Consider the following 15,317-nt stretch of genomic DNA (forward strand, 5'->3'; position numbering starts at 1 on the left):
GCGACCTGCCGCGTATCGTGCGCGACTTCCTCTACCGAAACGGCGCGAGCTTTAGCGGCAAAAACGTATTCATCCTCGCTACGATGGAGATCTTCAGCGGCGACGGGGCAGGGTGCGCGGCTAGAATTTTAAAACAATTCGGCGCAAACATAACGGGCGGCGCTCATATCAAAATGCCCGCGTTCATCCTCGACGTGGCGATTTTCAACTACTCGCAAGCGAAAAACGAGCGCATAATCAAAGAGGCGGACGCTAAAGTCAGACGCGTTGTGGAGGCGCTTAGCGCAGGCCGTCCGCCGCAAGAGGGGCTGAGCGCGCTTTGTTGTATCGCAGGGTTTTTAGGACAGCGGCTTTGGATGAAAATTTGGGACAAAAGCCCCTTTGCCAAGCGTAAGCCGAGCCTCGATCCATCGCGATGCAACGGCTGCGGAGCTTGCGTCAAACCCTGCCCGATGCAAAACATAAAGCTCGCTTGCAAAAAGGCGCAATTCGGCGATGAGTGCACGCTTTGCTACAGGTGCGTAAATATATGTAAGCGCAGAGCCATAACGATCCTAGGCAAGGCGAAAAATTTAGAAAAGTCCATCGCCGCAGACTTATGAGGACGAGCTCATGCCTCGCAAGTTCGCAATAAAATGCGTAAAAAGGGGCGAGGAAATTTTACTTTTTGATAGCGCTGCACACGGCTAAAGCGCGATATTTTGCGACGAATATGGCGCAAAAAAAGTAACTCGCCGCGAGCTCGTGAAATTTAATCTACCACCGTGCAAGACCCGCGTAAAATTTGGCTACAGCACCCGCTACGGATACGAGACAGACGAGCGTGGTAGGGTCATACTAATAAACGGCGGGGCTGCCTTGCGTAGCAAGAGGTAAGGCAAACGGCTTTGATTATATCGCCGTAAGCTGCGAGGATGAAACAGACAAAAAGACAAAATTTCGCTTATGTAGGCGGCCTTAAATCTCAAGTCCGTCTTTTTTGCTCCGTATTTAAATTTTACTCGGTCGCTAGATACTCCTAAATTTAAATTCTCTAGAACCGAATGTGGCATCTTAGAATTTTAGTAAAGGTTTATTCTGTAATACTGCGCCGTGAAATTTCAGCGAAGGCTTATTTTGCCGCATACCTCAAAATTCTTAAATTACCCGCGCCGGCCTACTTAAGCTCTAAAGCGCTTGCCTTATTAATTCGCCGCGGAATTTCGCGGTAAAACTAAATTTTAAAATTTGACCCATTTAAATTTAAAAAGCGCACGACTATCGCAAAAATCATCCGATATTATTGGCGACGCCGGTCTAATTTTAAAATTACACCATCGCCCCTATATACTGCTATAGTCGTTAAATTTTAAGCAACGATAGGCGATAAAATTTTAAGAATTTCGCCGCCCAGTATTTCTTTATGCCACCAAGCCCACAAAACCGCCTAAACCTTCTTAAAATTTACGCTAAATTTGCTTCCGCGTCCTACTTCGCTACGTAGTGAAACCTGCGCATTATGGATCTTTGCGATTTGTGAGGCGATGGCTAGCCCGAGCCCTGCGCCGCTATTTTGCTCGCGATTTCTGGAACGCTCGATTTGATAGAGCTTGTCCCAGATTTTAGTTTGCAAAGCAGGCTCGATGCCCTCTCCATCGTCGCTTATGCTAAGTTCGCACGCTTCTGCACTGACGCAAAGCTCTAAAGCGACGCTGCTGCGCGTAAATTTTAAAGCATTGCTTAAAAGATTGTTAATCAGCCTGATCAAAAGCAGCTCATCGCCGTTTACGCGCACGCCCTCGGCTATCTGCGAGCTAAAGCTTAGCCCTTTTTGTGCGCACAAAAGTTGAAAGTCTTGCGCACACTCGTTTGCGATTTTACTTAAGCTTACGGGTGCCAAACCCAAACACACGCTACGCTGCAAGCGGGCAAGCTCTAAAATCTGCTCTATTAACGCCGAAATTTTACGCGCTTGATTGTTGATGACCGCGAAACTCTCCTTCGCCTCGCTCGCGTCTTGTTCGTAGGCTAGGGCGTAGTCGCTTTGAGCCAGTATGACAGCAACGGGTGTGCGCAGCTCATGCGAAAGATCGGTGCTTAGCTGCCGCTCGCGCTCAAATGCGCTTTGCAGCGATGCTAGCATTTCATTAAACGTAGCTGCGAGCGCGCTTAGCTCATCCTTGCCTCGCGGTAGTTCTATTCGCCGCGTAAAATCGCCGCTAGCTCCGATCTCGCTAGCTGTACGCGACATAGTGCGCACGGGCTTAAACGCTCTTTTTATGATCGCGTAGCCGCCGTAGATGATGAGCGCCACAAATAGCGGCGAGAGAATAAGAGCTATCAGCATCACGCGCTTCATCGCAAGCTCAAACTCGCCAACTGCGATGACGCCGCGTATCCATACGCTGCGCCCTTTGATCTGCGCGTCGTAATAGAAAAACTCATCGTCGTCAAGCTCCACCTCGCGCGCGCCTTGAGGCGAGAGCGGCAACGCAGGATCGAAGCCTTTAGGCACAAACCCCGCGATCACGTCGCCTTGTCCGTCATGCTCGTAGAAAAATACACCGTCATCAAAGCTTTTTAGCTTATTTTCGCGCGCGGCTTTTTGCACTAAGCGGGCAAGCTTTTTTTGGCTGACGGAGCTTCCCGATACTTCGTCTAAAATATAGCCGCAAATGCCGATAATAGCGCCTGCAAGCACCAAAATAAATACGCTGTAATAAAGCGTCACGCGTAGGCTGATAGGTAGTGCGCGCGAGATAAAATTCTCTTTAGCAGTTGAGAATGCAAGGACTAAGGCTTGAGTAAAATTTCTTATCGAGATTTTAGACGCGAAATTTTGTTCTTGACTTTGCGCGAGAACGCTATTAGAATTTTGCGCTAGATCAGGCGTTGCGCTTGTAGCAGAAAAATTCGGCGCAAAATTTGATGCCGTATTTTGCGTGGAATTCCGTTTAAAATTTGACGCCTGGCTTTGAGTAGAATTTAGCGTCTGGTTTAACTCGATATTTTGCGTGGGATTTTTCTTGCGGCTTTTCTTTAAACACGCAAAATTATGCGTAAAATTCTGTTTAAAATTTCGCACGAATTTTAATATGAAAAGCGCCGTAGTGACAAAAATCTGCTTCGCAATCGCCGAAATTTTGATACAAATCTTGCTATCTTGCCACGACATAGCCAAGCCCTCGCTTCGTTTCTATTATATCGCCGTGCTCGCCTAGCTTTTTGCGGATATTTTTGATTAAAACATCTATGACGTTAGAGCTTGCTTCGTCACTAAAATCCCAAATGCTCTCACCGATTTGTTCGCGGCTTAAAATCGCACCGCGATTTAGCATCAAAAGCTCTAAAATTCTATATTCCTTACCCGTTAGCTCCACTACCTCGCCCGCGCAGACGACCGATTTTTTGCTTAGATTTAGGCGCACTTGCCTTATGATAATTTCGTTATCCGCAGTAGCGTTTTTACGCCTGATAATTGCGCGAAGTCGCGCCAAAAGCTCACGAAAATCAAAGGGCTTAACCATATAATCGTCTGCGCCCAGATCAAGCCCTGCGATGATATCTTCTTTGGCGTCCCGCGCAGTTAAAAATAAAACCGGCGTGCCCAGTCTGCGCGCCCGCACCGCCTTCAAAAACTCAAAGCCGTCCATCACAGGCATCATCGCATCAAGCACGATAGCGTCATATTTTGCGACATCCAAAAACTCTAGTGCTTCCTTGCCGCAAAAGGCGCAATCTACGCTGTAGCCGTCCTTTTTCAGACATTTTGCGATGATTTGATTTAGATCTTTTTCATCCTCGACAAGTAGAATTTTCAAAGTGCTCCTTTAAAATTTTGCTAATTCTAATCCGCCATTTTAGCCAAAAACGCATAAATTTTGCGGTGCTTTGGATGTGTAAACCAGCTCGCTTTATGCACCGCTAAATTTCAGTAGCATTGGGGCCGCGCTAATTCGCAGTCTCCTTTTGTCTAGCTCTAATCTCGCTTGCCTTTTTTATCCGCTACGCTTCCTAACCGCCCTAAAAAATTTAGCACGCCTACTGCGATATTTAACGCAAAAAGCCCAAATCCTATGCAGCCAAGCTTGAAATTTTGCTTAGCGATTTCGCGTTTGCAGCGGCTGCAAAACACCGGCTTGCAAGAATTACGAACCTCCGCGCAGCTTGCTACGCTGGCAGAATCTCGCGCGCTTGCTAAATTGCTTGTATCTGAAAAATTTTGCATATCGGCGAAATTTTGCTCGCTAGCGAAATTTTGCGCACTTGATAAGTCATGCGTCTACAAAGAATTCCGCTCGTCCTTATAATCTTTCGCATCCGAAGAACTTTTTTGATTTTCGCAACATTCCACGCTGGAAAAATCTTTAGAATTTTGCTTGCAGGGCGCGGAATTCCGCTCGCTCGTTTCGCTTGCTAAATTTGCCGAAAAATCCTACGCATTTTCATCTAAATTTTTAGCCGCGTCTGCATTTTGGGCACCATAGTCAGCGTTTTCGTTTAAGCTGAAATCTCTAGTGTCCAAAGCCTCACTAGTTTGGGCGGAGTTATCTGCTCCACCCTTTAAGCTTTGATTTTTCATCTCGCACCTTCGCTTATTTTTGACGCTGCGAGATCTGGCTCGCCCGTAGCGGCGTCGATTAGCACCTCTTTTTTGCTTATGCCTTGGCGTAGTTTGACTTCGTATGCAGGCTTACCGCCGTTACTTTCTAAATCAACCTTGCGAAAATCCCAGCCGGCGTTTGCGCTAAGTGCTTTGGCGCGAGCGTCTGTGGCACTGATTTTGACCTGCGAATAATCAATTTTACTAGGCTTTAGCTTCTTTTGCGTTTGAGTCTTTAAAATTTCGCCGCTTTGAGCGTCAATTTTGATCTCGTTTTCGCTACCTTCTTTATACGACTCGATCTCATAGACAAGCCTTCCGTGCTCATCGTCGATTTCTACACTTTTTATAGTCGCGTCACCAAAGTTTTGCTGCGCGATCCCTATCGCTTGATCGAATGAAACTTTAGCACCCTTTTCGCTAAAACTTCCTGCGTTTAATGCGCCCGCAAGGGCGAATGTAGCGGCGAGTGCGCCTAAAGCTTTAAGATTTTTCATCTTTAATCCTTTTGATTTTATTTCCAAATTTATTTTGGATGGCGCAATTTTAAAACTTCAAGATGAAGCTAAGATGAATGCGCGCGGAATTTTAAAATTTCACAAAAATTTTGCTGCGATTTGTGAGATACGAAGCGCGGAATTTCCGAGCATTTACCAAAACGCCGTAAAATTTCAACTTGAAATTTTATCTCAAGGAACGCTTCGTGCCTAGCTTTTTTAAAAATCCGTCGCAGCAGAAGCTTATTTTTCTAAGCTCGCTTGCTTTTGTGGCATTTTTTAACTTCTCGTTTTTTAAAAATATCATAAACGCCTACGGAATCTCGGGACTAAATTTTATCTATCTTGTCTGCGACATGGCGGCTTTGATCGCTTTTTTGACGCTATTTTTTACAATTTTTAGCTCGCGTTATATGACCAAGCCGATTTTGATGATCTGCTTTTTTATCTCGTCGTTTACAGCGTATTTTATGGATAGCTATAACGTCGTAATCGATTCGGAGATGATCCGCAATGCAGCCCAGACGAACTTTGCCGAATCAGCGGATCTTTTTAGCCCGAGACTAGCGATTTACGTGCTGGTGCTGGGCGTCTTGCCCTGCGTGCTGATTGCTCGCTCGCGCGTTAGCTACCGTCCGCTTAAATTTGAAATTTTAGCTAAGCTCAAAGCGGCGGGCATTTGCATAATAATCATCGCGGCGCTGCTTTTTGGATTTAGCAAATACTACGCGTCGTTTTTCAGAGAGCATAAAATTTTACGCAGCTACGCAAATCCCGGATATTGGATCTACAGCGGCGTTAAATTTGCCGCAAAATCTAAAAAGCAGGGCTCACAGCCTCTGATGCAAATCGCTACGGACGCGCATATCGATGAAAATTCTACAAGCTCAAAAAAGCTCGTCGTCGTAGTCGTGGGCGAAGCGGCAAGAGCGGATAGATTTTCGCTAAACGGCTACGAGCGAGATACTAATCCGCTACTAGCCAAAGAGCAGGGTGTCGTAAGCCTAAGCAATACCCATTCTTGCGGCACTTCGACGGCGCAAAGCGTGCCGTGCATGTTTTCGCTGCTAAATCGCGAGGAATTTAGCGTCGAAAAGGCTGCAGAGGAGCAAAACGTATTGGACATACTAAGCCGCGCTGATGACATGGCGATTTTGTGGCGCGATAACAATTCCGATTCCAAAGGTGTGGCGCTGCGCGTAAAATATCAGGATTTTAAAATTCCGCAAAATAATCCGATCTGCGACGTAGAGTGCAGGGACGAGGGGATGCTTGCGGGGCTTGATAAATTTATCGCCGAAAACGCGGGCAAAGATGTATTAATCGTGCTGCATCAGATGGGCAATCACGGGCCTGCGTATTTCAAGCGCTATAAGAAAGAATTTGAAAAATTTAGCCCCGTTTGCCGCGATAACGAGCTTGAAAACTGCTCGCAGCAAGAAATTTCAAATGCCTACGATAACGCGATTTTATACACGGATTATTTTTTAAGCAAGGTTATAGAATTTTTAAAGCCGTATTCTAAGACGCACGAAACGGCGATGATCTATATGAGCGATCACGGCGAGAGCCTCGGTGAGGGCGGCGTTTATCTGCACGGCATGCCCTATCTTTTCGCTCCCGAGGCGCAAAAGCATATCGGTGCGATTGTTTGGCTAGGTGAGGGAAAAATGCACGAAAGATACGATCTAAGCGCACTTAAATCGCATAAGGACGACGCTTTTTCGCACGATAATCTTTTTCACACGCTGCTTGGAATTTTTGAAGTAGATACCAAGGTGTATAACAAGGATTTGGATATTTTAAGCGGAGTGAAAAATTAGAATTTCGCGCTGAATTCCGTCGTAAATTGTGAGCGAAATTTTAGCAATAAAAAATTCTATTGGCAAAATTCTAATTTAAGCTTAGTTTGAAATTTTACCTAAGCTCGGGCGAAATCTACTCTAAAGATTTTTATGCAAAAGCCAACAAAGAGGCAAAGTGCTGCAAAAACTCAATCTCTCATTTATCGTTGCGAGCTATGAATTTTAAATTTCATTAGAAATTTTACGTGCAGTTTTGATAAATGCCTGCGCTAGATGGTTTAGATGTTTGCCTTTTTTGTAGGCGATTATTAGCGTATTATCGAGCTCGCGCGCGCCTACATCAAAGAACTTTATCCTGCTCGCCTTATCCTCTTTTATCATCTGCGGTATGCTAAAGCACGCTCCTGCGCCGCTTGCGACGATAGCATTGGCGATATCAAAGGTCTCCGTACGACACAGCACTTTCGGCGCAAAGCCTGCGGCGGCAAAAAATGCATCTATCTGCTCGGCGCTTCTTAGGCTTTGATTAGGCAGGATAAATCTTTCCTCTTTTAAGCGCGAAATGTCAATTTTGGGAATAGATTCGTTTTTAAACTCAAGCGAGAGCGGATGGGTGGAGCTTAGAGCGACATAGGTTTTTTGCGTTAGAATTTTAACCCCGTCAAGCCCGCTCATATCGATGGGCAGTATCAGCATACCGACATCAAGATCACCTTGAAGTAGCATTTCGCGAATGCTAAGCGCAGAAGAAAACTGCGTGATTTGTAGATCCGAATCCTTAAATTTCTTGCAAAACATCGGCAGTAGCGACGGCAGTAGATTATAGCCGTTTTGCGAAAAACCGATGCGAATTTTATCATTTTTTACGCCGCTTATTTCAGAGATATCGTTTTTTAGGTCGTTTATGGCGTCAAAAATGACTTTGGCTTTACTAGCATAAATTTTTCCCGCGTGCGTAAGCGAAATGGGATTACTCGTGCGGTTAAAAAGCTGCGTTCCAAGCTCACGTTCCAGTGATAAAATGCTCTGCGATAGCGACGGCTGCGGGATTTTAAGTGCCTCGGCAGCCTTAGTAAAGCTACGGAATTCTGCTACTTTTAATACTAGCTCCATGCGATGCAAATTCATTTAGCCCCTCCAATTGATAACTCAATTCTTATGAAATGATACACTAAATAATATTTGACTTATGTTAAAAATGAAACTAAAATTACGCTTTTAGTTTAGAACTTTAAACTTAAGCTAAGAATTTCTCAAATGGAGAGGAAAATGAGCGAATCAAATTTCAACAGACGCGATTTCTTAAAATCCGCCTGTATCAGCGTCGGCGCGCTTAGCCTTAGCGGCTGCGTGGATACCGACAAGAGTAAAAGCGCAGACGGCGGCAACGAAGGCGGCCTTCCTAGTGTGGATGTACTCGTTATCGGCTCGGGAGGCGCGGGTTTGCGTGCAGCCGTAGCGGTAAGAAAGAGCAATCCAAATCTTAGCGTCGTCGTAGCTACGAAGATGATGCCTTCGCGCAACGCCACCTGTATGGCGGAAGGCGGTATCAACGGCGTTACGAGTTTCAGTGGCGGCGATTCATACAAACTTCACGCCTACGACACCGTAAAGGGCGGCGCATATCTTGTAGATCAGGACGCCGCGATTAAATTTTGTGAACTTGCGGGCCCTACGATTGCCGAGATGGATTACATCGGCACGCTGTTTTCCAGAAATGCTAGCGGCAGCGTGGATGGCAAAGAAAGCGGCGTCCCGGGCGGCGTAGCACAGCGCTTTATGGGCGGCGCGTCTAAAAAACGATGCAACTACTCCGCCGATAAGACGGGTCATATTTTGATGCACGCCTGTTTTGACGATGCGGTTAGCAACGGCGTGAAATTTTTAATCGATCACGAGTTACTTGAGATCAGCGCTCCTGACGGCAAATGCGAGGGCGTCGTGCTTCGAAATATCCAAACCGGCGATTTTTATCCGGTGCTTTGCAAAGCCTTGGTAATAGCAACGGGCGGATATACGAGGATGTTTTACAACCGCACCTCGGTGCCTTATATAGCTACCGGCGACGGCATCGCGGCGGCGCTGCGCGCAGGTCTTGGATTTAGCGATCCGGAGATGGTGCAGTTTCATCCCACAGGCATCAAAAGCGGCGGCGCGCTCATTACCGAAGCTGCGCGCGGCGAGGGCGGATATCTGCTCAATAATAAAGGCGAGCGCTTTATGAAAAACTACCACGAAAAGATGGAGCTTGCGCCGCGCGATGTCGTAGCTCGCGCGATCGAAACCGAGATTCGCGAGGGTAGGGGATACGGCGAGGGGCTAGGCGCATACGTGCTACTTGACGTAAGACATCTCGGAAAAGATAAAATTTTAAAAGCCCTTCCTAAGATCAGACACACCGCCATTTTGTTTGAGGGTATCGATCTAATCGAGGAGCCGATTCCGATTCGTCCGACCGCGCACTACTCGATGGGCGGCATCGAAGTCACAAAATTTGACGATATGAGCACTAAAATTTCGGGGCTTTACACCGCGGGCGAAGCGTCTTGTATCTCGATCCACGGTGCGAATCGCTTGGGCGGAAATTCTTTGACCGACGCCGTCGTAACGGGCAAGCTCGCAGGACTCGGCGCAGCGGATTATGCCGCGAAGCAGGAGGGTTTCGGTGACGGCAAAAGAGCGAGCGAGCTCGCGCAAAAATGGCAGGCTAAATTTAAGCAGATCGCAAACGGCTCGGGCAAGGCAGGCGAGATGTATGAGTTGCGCGAAGAGCTAGGCGCGCAGCTTTGGGATAATATGGGCATCTTTAGAACCGGCGATAAGCTTGATCTGCTTTCGCAAAATTTAGAAGGTATCAGAGCGCGCTACGACGAGCTGCACGTCGCGGATGCAAATCCGGTTATGAATACCGCATTTACCGACTACGTCGAGCTTGGAAATTTAATCCTGCTTGCGCGCTGTGCGTGTTTGGCTGCGCAAAAGAGGCTGGAAAGCCGCGGCGCGCATACCAGAGAGGACTATCCGAAGCGCGACGATAAAAATTTCTTAAAGCACAGTATCGTGACGATGAACGATGCAGGCGAGCTAAGCTTGGGCTACAAAGAGGTCGTCGTTACGGAATTCTCTCTTGACGGAAGGAAACCTCAATGAAATTTATCATAGACCGCTTCGACGGAAGCAAAAATTATAAGCAAGCCTACGAGTTAAGTTTGGAGCAGATCAAAGGAAAGACCCTGCTTGGAGTTTTGCAATTTATTAAGCAAAATTTAGACATCACTTTAAATTTTACCGCAGCGTGCCGTATGGCGATATGCGGAGCCTGTGCCGTAAGAGTAAACGGACACTCATATCTTGCCTGCGACACCAAGATGGAGGCTCTGCTTGCAGAGTATGAGAACCCCGATAGCTTTACGATCTCTCCTCTGAATAATTTCCGAGTTATTTCAGATTTAGTCGTGGACTGGGAGCCTAGTATCGAAAATTTAAGAAAGATTAAACCGACCATTACGCCTAAGAAAGAATTTAGCGCAGAGAAGGGCTGTAAGCAAAGCCCTGAGCAGATGGAACGCGTAAAAAAGCAGTGGGATTGTATCCTTTGCGGCTGCTGCGCTAGCGAATGCAATAAACTTGGAGCCGATGCGAGCGATTATATGCAGCCCTTTGTTTTTACTCATGCAAACCGCGCCGCGTTTGATTCAAGAAGCAAGGACGCTATGCCTCATCTAAAGCCTGCGGTGTTAAACGGATTATGGCTATGCGTGCACTGCCAAGAGTGCGCCGATCGCTGTCCTAAAGGCATAAGCGCTCAAAGCGATATCACCGCACTTCGCGCTCTAGCGATGAAAAAGGGCTTAACTGCAGGAAGCGGCCCTGGTCATGCCGAGGCGTTCCTGCTAGATATCGTAGAGGGAAGCGGAAGGCTAAACGAGATCAAGCTTGCTTTAAGAAGCGAAGGCGTATTTGCAAATATGGGCAAGATGGATGTAGCGGCAAATTTAATGGCTGTGGGCAAGATGAATCCTTTGCACGTATTCGGAGGCGAGGAGATCGAGGGTCATGCACAGCTCGTTAAGATGATAGAGGCCGCGCGTAAGGCTCAGGCTAGCGGCGAGATAGAATAAGGAGGAGAGGATGAATAACGAATTTGCATTTTTCCCGGGTTGCGTTTTAAGTCAAGCCGCAAAGGAATCTAAAATTTCACTTGAAGCGATCGCTCCGGTACTGGGTATTAAACTTCACGAGATAAAGGGCTGGAGCTGCTGCGGGGCTAGTCAAGCTCAATGCGTCGATCCTATGGCAAGCCTAGTGGCTAATGCCAGAAACATCGCGCTAGCCGAGGGTATGAATATGCCTCTGCTAACTACCTGCTCCACCTGTATGCTAACTCTAACTAAAGCAAAGCTTGCTTTGGATAAGGGTGCTAAAAGCTATATCAATACCTTTTTAAAAGAGGGCGGTATGCAGTATCAGGGAAGCACCGAGATAACGAGCCTGCTTTGGGTTCTATATCAAAGCTTAGACACGTTAAAAGCTAAGGTCACGAGGCCGCTAACAAATTTAAAAGTAGCTCTATTTTACGGCTGTCACTCATTAAGACCGGAGCGCGAGCTTAAAAAAGAAAGCTCGACCAATCCGAAAAGCTTTGAAGCGGTAGTTAGCGCACTTGGTGCTCAGATCGTACCTTTTGAAAAACGCCTTGATTGCTGCGGCTTTCACGCTAGCTATCCAGCGGTAAAATCGGTTCAAAAGATGTCAAGCGAGATCGTAAATGACGCTGCCGAGCATGGAGCGGACGTAGTAGTTACACCTTGTCCGCTATGTCAGATGCAGCTAGATATCTATCAGGAGCGATACCAAGAAGCGATGAACTCCAAGGTAAGAAAGCCGATCATCCATCTATCTCAGCTGGTAGGCCTTGCACTCGGGCTAAGCAACGAACAGCTTGGACTAAACATCAATATCCAAGATGCAACGAGATTGGTAAGCTAGTTTTTGAGAAATTTTTAGAATTTTCTAAAATTTAACGGATGATTTTACAAAAATACTTCGCTGCGGCGCACACATAGTGCGTCTAGCGAGTATCGCACAAAATCATCCAACCTACGCCTGCTTTATTCTAAAATACTTTTCGCTACTATAAAATTTTTGGATAAAATTTCACTGCTTCGTAAAATTTAACGCTTCATAAAATTTAATGCTTTCTCTGTCGTAATTTAAAGTTTAGCCCACCGCGCTAAATTTTAATCTGCCTTTTATTTTTAAGTTTAAAACCTGCTAGGCGATGAATAAATATAAAATTTTAATTAAATCTAACGAAATTTAAGGTGCATAAATTCTAAATTTTGATAGAATGCCATTTAAAAATATCCTAAATTTCAGGAGGACATTATGGTTGATTTAGCTCAAATTTCGGCTAGACTTGATGCCGTTGAGCGTTTGCCGCAAATAAAAGCGGAGGAAAGCATACAAGAAAGGCTTAAGAGCAAGGGTTTTTCGCGCCGCGATTTTATGAAATGGAGCGGAGCGATGACCGCGATGCTAGGGCTTCCAGCCGCATTTGCACCGAGCGTGGCGCGAGCTGCGGAGCTTGCGGATCGCTTGCCAGTGATCTGGCTTCATATGGCGGAGTGCACGGGCTGTAGCGAGAGCTTGCTACGCACCGATACGCCTACGATCGATAGCCTCATATTTGATTACATCAGCCTAGAATATCACGAGACGATAATGGCTGCCGCAGGCTGGCAAGCCGAGGAAAATTTAGAGGGCGCGATCGAAAAATATAAGGGGCGCTATATCTTGATGGTAGAGGGTGGAATTCCAAGCGGCGAGAATGAATTTTTCCTAACCGTGGGTCCTGAGGGCAAGAGCGGAGCTCAGCACTGCAAGCACGCTGCCGAAGGCGCTGCGGCGATATTTGCGATCGGCACCTGTTCGAGCTTCGGCGGTATCCAAGCCGCGGCTCCGAATCCGACCGGTGCCGTAGGTTTGGACAAAATCATAAATAAGCCCGTCATCAACGTCCCGGGCTGTCCGCCTAGCGAAAAAAATATCGTCGGCAACGTGCTAAATTTCATCCTTTTCGGCACGCTTCCAAGCCTTGATGTTTACAACCGACCGAAATGGGCTTACGGGCTGCGCATCCACGATCTATGCGAGCGCCGCGGGCATTTCGACGCGGGCGAGTTTGTAGAAAGCTTCGGCGATGCGGGCGCAAAGGACGGATATTGCCTTTATAAAGTAGGCTGCAAGGGCCCTTATACGTTTAATAACTGCTCGCGCGAGCGCTTCAACTCCCACACTAGCTGGCCGGTACAGGCGGGTCACGGCTGTATAGGCTGCTCGGAACCTGATTTTTGGGATCATATGGGACCTTTTGAGGAGCCTTTGGCGGATCGCCTTTACGAAAGCGTTTTCGGCGGGCTCGGCGCTGATGCTACCGCAGATAAGATAGGTGTCGGAATTTTAGCGATCACGGGTGTTGCGGTAGCGGCACACGCGGCGATTGCGTCATTTAAGAAAGATAAAGGGGAATAATCATGTCGCAAAGAATCGTAATAGATCCGATAACCAGAATAGAGGGACATTTAAGAATAGAGGTCGTAGTGGATGATGAAAACGTCGTACGTGAAGCCTATAGTAGCTCGACGCTATGGCGCGGGCTTGAGACCATAGTAAAAAATAGAGATCCTCGCGACGCTGGATTTTTTATGCAAAGAATTTGCGGCGTCTGCACCTTCTCGCACTACAAAGCGGGCATCGTCGCGGTAGAAAATGCCCTCGGCATCACTCCGCCGCTAAATGCCTTGCTGACGCGCACGCTGATGGCTAATGCGCTATTTTTGCACGATCATCCGGTGCATTTTTATCAACTCCACGGGCTTGATTTCGTAGACGTAGTAAGCGCTCTTAGCGCCGATCCTAAAAAGGCGAGCGAGGAGGCGTTTAAATACTGCGACACCCCTTATGCGTGCGGTGCGGATAAACTAAAAGAGGTGCAAGATCGCGTGGGCGCTTTTGTTAAGAAAGGCGCTTTAGGACCTTTTGCCAACGCCTACTTTGGCCACCCAACATATAAGCTTAGCCCGGAGCAAAATTTAATCGCTCTTTCGCACTATCTTGAGTGTTTGCGCATTCAGCGCACGGCGGCTCAGATGATGGCGATATTCGGTGCGAAACAGCCTCATCCGCAAAGCCTCACCGTAGGCGGCGTAACCTGCGTAATGGATATCCTAAGCCCTGCGAGACTGGGCGAATATATGTCTAAATTTAAAGAGGTCGCGGACTTCGTAAATCGCGCCTACTATCCTGATCTCGTAATGGCTGCGAAGGCTTACGGCAACGAGCCTAGCGTGCTAAACGATATCGGCGTGGCAAATTTATGGACTCATCAAGAATTCCAGCTTTCAAAGAACGAATGGCTATTTCAAAGCGGCATGATTATGAACGGCGATATTAACAAGGTTTTGGAGCTTGATGAGAACAAGATTACCGAGGAGGCAACGCATGCGTGGTATAAAAACGATGCGGCGCTTCATCCTTACGACGGCGAGCAAGAGCCGAATTATACGGGCCTTAAGGACGGACAGAGCATCGACGCGCACGGCAAAGAAGCGCATACGAAGGTGCTCGATACCCAGGGCAAGTATACCTGGATCAAGGCTCCGCGCTACGACGGCAAGCCGCTTCAGGTAGGACCGCTTGCAAATATCGTGGTAAATTACGCTAAGAAAAACGAGCGCGTAGTAAAGGTCGTGGATCAATTCCTAAAAGACGCCGGTTTGCCGCTTGAGGCGGTATTTTCGACGCTTGGACGAACGGCGTGCCGTATGATCGAGGCTAAAGTCGTAGCCGACAACGGACTGATTGCGCTAGAAAATTTGACCGCAAACATCAAAAGCGGCGATACGCAGACCTGCGCAAAATATGTAATCGATAACTCCAAAGAGTACAAAGGTCGCTATATCGGTCATGTGCCGCGCGGCGCACTTAGCCACTGGTGCAGGATCGAAAAGGGCGTCATCAAAAACTGGCAGGCGGTCGTGCCGTCTACTTGGAACGCCACACCGAAGGATAAAGACGGCGCTATGGGCGCTTATGAATCCTGCTTGATCGGACTTAAGCTTGCCGATCTTTCCAAGCCGCTAGAGATCATCCGCCGCATCCATTCATTCGATCCTTGTATCGCCTGCGCCGTGCACGTAATGGACGCTAAAGGAGCGGAGCTTGGCTGCTATAGGGTAGATCCCAGCAAAGGATAAACGATGAAAAAAAGATTTGCGGAATACGAGTTCTCCATCGGTCTTAGGCTCACGCACTGGCTGCGTGCGCTTTGCATTACGATTTTGGTGATTACCGGATATTACATCGCCTTTGTTTTCACCGCGCCCGAGATTAATCCCGAGCCGGTGCTTTTCATGCAGGCTAAATTTAGAT

14 protein-coding genes are annotated in these 15,317 nt (G+C 47.4%); 8 read left to right on the forward strand and 6 right to left on the reverse strand.

Translation table 11 applies throughout. The features are described 5' to 3' along the window. Nucleotides 1-602: EFR1 family ferrodoxin (locus Q0413_RS11025; protein WP_298990489.1), on the forward strand; the 602-nt coding region annotated here is incomplete at its 5' end. 824 nt (nt 603-1,426) lie between these two features. Here Q0413_RS11025 and Q0413_RS11030 read toward each other — a convergent pair. The 5 genes from Q0413_RS11030 to Q0413_RS11050 form a co-directional block, all read right to left on the reverse strand. Further along, nucleotides 1,427-3,154, reverse strand: a complete 1,728-nt coding sequence (locus Q0413_RS11030) for a sensor histidine kinase (RefSeq protein ID WP_298990492.1) — start codon at nt 3,152-3,154, stop codon at nt 1,427-1,429. Next, on the reverse strand, nt 3,138-3,800 hold the full coding sequence (locus Q0413_RS11035) for a response regulator transcription factor (protein ID WP_298990497.1): 663 nt from the start codon (nt 3,798-3,800) through the stop codon (nt 3,138-3,140). Before Q0413_RS11035 ends, Q0413_RS11030 begins: the two co-directional genes overlap by 17 nt. A 158-nt stretch (nt 3,801-3,958) precedes the next feature. Further along, nucleotides 3,959-4,207: a hypothetical protein gene (locus tag Q0413_RS11040; protein ID WP_298990502.1), complete on the reverse strand. Its 249-nt coding sequence runs from the start codon at nt 4,205-4,207 to the stop codon at nt 3,959-3,961. A 207-nt stretch (nt 4,208-4,414) separates the two neighbouring features. Further along, the gene (locus Q0413_RS11045; RefSeq protein WP_298990507.1) at nt 4,415-4,561 is read right to left on the reverse strand and encodes a hypothetical protein; all 147 of its coding nucleotides are present in this window, start codon (nt 4,559-4,561) and stop codon (nt 4,415-4,417) included. Then, nucleotides 4,558-5,079 carry a PepSY domain-containing protein gene (locus Q0413_RS11050; RefSeq protein WP_298990512.1) on the reverse strand — a complete coding sequence of 174 codons (522 nt, stop codon included), beginning with the start codon at nt 5,077-5,079 and terminating at the stop codon, nt 4,558-4,560. Before Q0413_RS11050 ends, Q0413_RS11045 begins: the two co-directional genes overlap by 4 nt. Nucleotides 5,080-5,285: 206 nt before the next feature. On the opposite strand from Q0413_RS11050, the gene Q0413_RS11055 reads away from it, so the two are divergent. Then, the gene (locus tag Q0413_RS11055) at nt 5,286-6,902 is read left to right on the forward strand and encodes a phosphoethanolamine transferase (RefSeq protein ID WP_298990515.1); all 1,617 of its coding nucleotides are present in this window, start codon (nt 5,286-5,288) and stop codon (nt 6,900-6,902) included. Between the two features lie 204 nt (nt 6,903-7,106). Here Q0413_RS11055 and Q0413_RS11060 read toward each other — a convergent pair whose 3' ends face one another. Next, nucleotides 7,107-8,012, reverse strand: a complete 906-nt coding sequence (locus Q0413_RS11060; protein ID WP_298990517.1) for a LysR family transcriptional regulator — start codon at nt 8,010-8,012, stop codon at nt 7,107-7,109. A 141-nt stretch (nt 8,013-8,153) separates the two neighbouring features. Here Q0413_RS11060 and sdhA point away from each other — a divergent pair, with 141 nt between their 5' ends. The 6 genes from sdhA to Q0413_RS11090 all read left to right on the forward strand — a co-directional run. Then, complete coding sequence (gene sdhA / locus Q0413_RS11065; protein WP_298990519.1) at nt 8,154-10,034, forward strand: 8-methylmenaquinol:fumarate reductase flavoprotein subunit; 1,881 nt, start codon at nt 8,154-8,156, stop codon at nt 10,032-10,034. Next, a complete protein-coding gene (gene sdhB, locus Q0413_RS11070) occupies nt 10,031-11,005 on the forward strand; it encodes an 8-methylmenaquinol:fumarate reductase iron-sulfur subunit (protein ID WP_298990523.1) in 975 nt (324 codons plus the stop codon). Before sdhA ends, sdhB begins: the two co-directional genes overlap by 4 nt. A gap of 10 nt (nt 11,006-11,015) precedes the next feature. Then, nucleotides 11,016-11,873 carry an 8-methylmenaquinol:fumarate reductase membrane anchor subunit gene (gene sdhE, locus Q0413_RS11075; protein ID WP_298990527.1) on the forward strand — a complete coding sequence of 286 codons (858 nt, stop codon included), beginning with the start codon at nt 11,016-11,018 and terminating at the stop codon, nt 11,871-11,873. A gap of 399 nt (nt 11,874-12,272) precedes the next feature. Further along, nucleotides 12,273-13,418, forward strand: a complete 1,146-nt coding sequence (locus Q0413_RS11080; RefSeq protein ID WP_298081638.1) for a hydrogenase small subunit — start codon at nt 12,273-12,275, stop codon at nt 13,416-13,418. A 2-nt stretch (nt 13,419-13,420) separates the two neighbouring features. Continuing rightward, a complete protein-coding gene (locus tag Q0413_RS11085; RefSeq protein ID WP_298990530.1) occupies nt 13,421-15,142 on the forward strand; it encodes a nickel-dependent hydrogenase large subunit in 1,722 nt (573 codons plus the stop codon). Nucleotides 15,143-15,145: 3 nt separating this feature from the next. Then, nucleotides 15,146-15,317 (forward strand): cytochrome b/b6 domain-containing protein (locus Q0413_RS11090; protein WP_366939684.1); only part of this gene is annotated, 172 nt, incomplete at its 3' end.

Origin of the sequence: uncultured Campylobacter sp., assembly GCF_938045465.1 — a bacterium.
GTDB lineage: Bacteria > Campylobacterota > Campylobacteria > Campylobacterales > Campylobacteraceae > Campylobacter_B.